Origin of the sequence: Dyella sp. EPa41 (assembly GCF_016586165.1) — a bacterium.
Taxonomy (GTDB): domain Bacteria; phylum Pseudomonadota; class Gammaproteobacteria; order Xanthomonadales; family Rhodanobacteraceae; genus Dyella.
Genome location: NZ_BCPR01000139.1, coordinates 1 through 3895, shown reverse-complemented (window position 1 = coordinate 3895; position 3895 = coordinate 1). Strand labels below are relative to the sequence as shown.

Sequence of the window (3895 nt, the reverse complement as noted above, 5' to 3'; positions counted from 1 at the left end):
GGCTCATTGCAGTACGAGGGATAGGAGCGTCGGACGACCGAGGCCAGCCGTGATGCGCTTGTTACTACCTCGAACGGAGCCGCTATACCGCCACGCGCCGACGCGAAGAGGACTTAAAGCCACTTCGCTGAGCCGTGATGCAGTCTATGGGGCACCACGCACTTTCCCCCTCTCCCCTTTGGGGCACGCGGGGAGCGGCCATGGATGGCCGCGGCTTTGAGGAGCGAGGAGAGGGCTGGGGTGAGGGGCGGGGCTCGCGAAATTCCTCCCTACCTCTGTAGGAGCGCACCCAGTGCGCGACCGCAGCGCCGGGACACGCCGCGACGATCGCAGATCGAGGCAACCCTGTCAGTCCGCGGTCGCGCACAGGGTGCGCTCCCACAACGAACCGCAGCCACCGGTGTCGCGACGCGATGTGCCGCGCAGCGGCACGAGCCTTCAACCAACCCCTGTGGGGCGGTGAGGGGTGGACGAGCAGGCCCCGCAGGGGTGCCCGACACGGATGTCGGGCACTTTTCGTCCGGGCAGGAGCCCGGTCGAAAAGCCCGGCCGCCCCTCACGCACTGGCTGGGCCGCAGGCCCGGACAGCGCCACGCGGGGGGCTCTTTCTTTTGGTTACTTTTCTTTGAGCAAGCAAAGAAAAGTGACCCGGCCTCCGGCAGGAGGCCGGAAGCCCGCGGCAGGCGAGCCCGGTCGCGGGAAGCCAACAAGTGCAACGCCAAAAACCTTCGTCCATCAAAACGATGAACATGCAGACCGGCGCGAAAGGCGGTCGCGCACTGGGTGCGCTCCTACAGAGTGGCTGGACATCTACGGCGACTGCGACACCCTAATCCTTGGGACTCGTGCACGCCGCATACCGCTTGCCCTCCACCTGCACCGCCTGCCGGTCCCCCACGCTCACACTCGCCGTGTAGTGCTCCGGCGAATCGAAATCGACACGCCCGCGCGCACCCGGTGCCATCAGCCCCGGGCAACTCAATGTCCACGCAAGCGCCGTACTGCTGCGATGTTGCGTGGAGCGTTCGCACTGCGCATAACCGGGCACCGGCAGGTTGGCGAACTCCACCCAGGGATCCGGGCCCTCGTCCACGCAGCGCCATTGCTCCTGCGGCGCCCCCGGCCGGCCGTGGTCGATCACCCGCGTGATGATCTTCCACAGCCCAGGCATGGCCTGAAAATCGCCAGGGTCGGCATGGCCGGGCTCGCCGATCAGCGCGGCCGCGAGCAGCACCAGCAGCGCGAGTGCGCGCGCCGCGGCGTGGCCATGTGAACCTGGCTGGCGAAACGGATGCATGGCAACGGCGCTCCCGACGGCAAAGACCCCGCCTGCCCGTGCAGGCGGGGTCCGGACTATTCCATCAGTCCTGTGTTTCAGCCGTTGCTACGTGGCCGTTGCGGTCGAACTCGAACATGTTCATCAGGTTGCCGATGGCCGGCGCGTTGAGCGGAACATAGGGGTTGTTGGGCAGGGCGACCGGGTTCGGCAGGTTGTCGCGGCTGCGGTTGGAGATGGTCTCGTGCAGGCCCCAGTTCGCTTCGACGAATTTGTCGAAGGAGACGTGGTCGTAGTACGTGTGCACCACGCGGCCGCCTTCGGAGAACCGCGACACCACCAGCAGCGGGATGCGCGTACCGTCGCCGAAGAAGTCGACAGGCTGGATGTAGCCCGAATCGTAGTAGCCGCCGCCCTCGTCGAAGGTGACCATGATGACGGTGTCGTTCCACACCTTCGGGTTGGCCTTGGCCATCTCCACGATCTTCTTCACGTAGCCTTCGAACAGATCCAGTTTCGACGAAGCCGGATGGCCATCCAGAATGCCGTCGGGCTTGGCGATGGATACCGCGGGCAAGGTGTCGTTCTGGATGTCGTTGTAGAGATCGTTGATGTCCTGGTTGTTCGCGCGCAGCTTCGGATCGGTCATCACCTGCGTGGAATACAGGAACGGGTTGCAGATGTTGCAGAAGGTGCCGGCCTCGCCGTTTTCCTTGCCGCCCGCCCAGCCTTCGCCGTAGTACTTCCAGGTGACATGGTGGCGCGTCAGCAGCAGGGCGAGGTTGTCCTGGCGAGATGGCGGGATGGTGAACTGGCTGGCGCCGAGCGGTGCCGGGGTGCCGTCACCGAGGTAGCCCGGGTTGTAGTTGTTCACCAGGTAATACGCGTTGCGCTTGCAGTCGGTGCCGTGGAACGTGCGATACGGCAACGACTTGAGGTAGTCCTTCACCGCGGCCACGCCCGGCTGCGAGTCGTCCGCGCAGTTCACGTAGGAACCGCCGCTGTAGCCGTCCTGCACGTACCAGTTGTTGGTGCCGGCCTGCGCATCCGGGTTCTCGATCTGGTTGCTTGGCGGCGTCGCCGGGTTGCCGTTGGCGTCGGCGTAATAGATCAGGTCACCGAAGCCCAGCATGATGTGGTTGGCGCCCGTGCCACCCATCACCGACTGGTGGAAGTTGTCGCTGAGCGCATAGGTGCGCGCCAGCTCGGCGAAGTAGGGCGCATCGCCTTGCGCGATGTTGAGGAACTGCATCGCGGTGGCGCCTTCACCGGTGGTCTGCTCGGTGAAGTTCGCCGGCAGCGGCTTGCCGTTGCTGCCTGCGCCGATGGTGGTTTCCACCCACGGGAACAGGTCGTTGCGGCAGCCACTGGGGTTCTTCGCGGTGGCGGCGTGCACATCGCAGTCCAGCTGCTGCCACATCTGGAAGAAGCGGTGCACCGGACTGTTGGCGTAGTCGTCGTAGTTGAGCGAGGCGTGCATGTCGACCGGTGCGTTCGCCAGCATCGCGGGGAAGCGCGTGTCGAGCACCTCGTTGGGCAAGCCGGTACCGCCATTGGCGAGTTCGCTGTAGGCATCGTCGGGCAACGCGGGTTCCACCGCCTGCGCCTGCGCCGCCGAGGCGAAGGGCGCCTGGGTCGGCGCGCCGCCGGTGTTCATCGCCGGCAACGTCGCATAGGCCGTGGTGTGCTTGGGCGCGAGCACGAACTTGCCCGTGCTGCTTGCCTGCCACTGCTGCGCGGCGGCGACATTCGGACCCGGCGTACCGTCGGCGTTAACGATGCCTTCGGAGAGCAGGTTGTGCACGCTCTGGCCCTTGGGCGGCGTATAGGTGGCGTAGACGTGGTCGAACGTGCGGTTTTCGCCGATCAGCAGGATGACGTGCTTGATGGGCGTGGTGGTGCGCTCGCTGCGGTCGTCACCATTGCCGGGCTTGTGCAGCACGGTGATGCCACCAGGCAGACCCGAGCGGTTACCCGTTGCCGCGGCCGGCACTTTGTCACGGAAGTTGGCGTCCTGGTCCGAGCCGTTGGTGTTCTGTGCATTGACGACGCCGGCGAGGCCGGCGGCGAGGGTGCCGATGAGTAACGGCAGGTACCGCTTGCGGACATGCGTCATGAACATGACTTCGATCTCCTGCAGTCGCCCTTGTGTGGACTGCGCGAGTGATCCCCCTGCTACAGCCGCTGCACGCAAGCTGGTGCGCGACGGCCGGCCGGGAGTCTGGTCCGCCTGCATGACGATGCCTTGGCACTTCTGCGACAGGCATGGCGCTGAAAATGACAGTGCGAAGACGTCGAAAGAGCTTGCGCGAGCGTGGATGCGAAGAGCGTTGATGGCAGGGGGCCTGTACGGTGATCGCAAAGTCGGCGCAGTGGTCTTGCGGCAAGAAATTGCTGGTTTCGGGGTGGGCACGGAAGGCGAAAAGCGTGCGGTTGGGCACGCTTGATGTCGCGCACTGGGTGCGCTCCTACATTTGCACGAGGCAACTCTGCCGCGAGCACCCACCCCTCACCCCAGCCCTCTCCCCGGAGGGGAGAGGGAGAAAAACGGCGGTGCGGCGCGAATAGATTCCCTCACGGCTCAACGACGTTGCCTTGAGTCCTCTTCGCTACGACGCA

Annotated in this window: 2 protein-coding genes; both read right to left on the bottom strand. The window is 65.3% G+C overall.

Annotation, left to right across the window (positions count from 1 at the left end; translation table 11 throughout):
* Nucleotides 1-829: 829 nt before the first annotated feature.
* Complete coding sequence (locus JMF82_RS21665) at nt 830-1297, bottom strand: hypothetical protein (RefSeq protein ID WP_201316594.1); 468 nt, start codon at nt 1295-1297, stop codon at nt 830-832.
* A gap of 64 nt (nt 1298-1361) precedes the next feature.
* Nucleotides 1362-3398 carry an alkaline phosphatase family protein gene (locus JMF82_RS21660; RefSeq protein WP_236585622.1) on the bottom strand — a complete coding sequence of 679 codons (2037 nt, stop codon included), beginning with the start codon at nt 3396-3398 and terminating at the stop codon, nt 1362-1364.
* Nucleotides 3399-3895 lie beyond the last annotated feature (497 nt).

Bases quoted from the DNA above. Each gene is read 5' to 3' on its own strand.
- JMF82_RS21660 (WP_236585622.1), bottom strand. From the start codon at position 3,398: ATGTTCATGACGCATGTCCGCAAGCGGTACCTGCCGTTACTCATCGGC.
- JMF82_RS21665 (WP_201316594.1), bottom strand. From the start codon at position 1,297: ATGCATCCGTTTCGCCAGCCAGGTTCACATGGCCACGCCGCGGCGCGC.